This window comes from Bradyrhizobium sp. LeoA1Lang (genome assembly GCF_055413685.1).
The window spans coordinates 1-255 of record NZ_JBVAPG010000600.1 but is presented as its reverse complement, the minus strand read 5'-3'; the positions used below and the strand labels follow the sequence as shown (position 1 = coordinate 255).

Below are 255 nucleotides of genomic sequence, written 5' to 3'. Positions count from 1 at the left end.
GCCGCGATCTCGTTTCGGAGCCTTTTGGAGTCGTCGATGCGGCGGCCGAGACACTGGCGCTGAAGCACGCTGATCTCGCACTCAACCATGTTGAGCCAACTGGCGTGCTTCGGGGTGTAGTGGAATTGGAGGCGGCACAGGATGCGGCGGGCCTCGGCAGGCGCGAAGGCCTCATACAGCGCCCCAGGCTTATGGATCGACAAATTGTCCTGCACGACACGGATGCAGGCGGCGTCGGGATAATGGACGTCGACG

1 protein-coding gene is annotated in these 255 nt (G+C 62.7%); it reads right to left on the bottom strand.

Features of this window, described 5'->3' with window-relative positions:
* Positions 1-255 (bottom strand): transposase (locus tag ACZYOF_RS44655; RefSeq protein ID WP_463719706.1); only part of this gene is annotated, 255 nt, incomplete at both ends.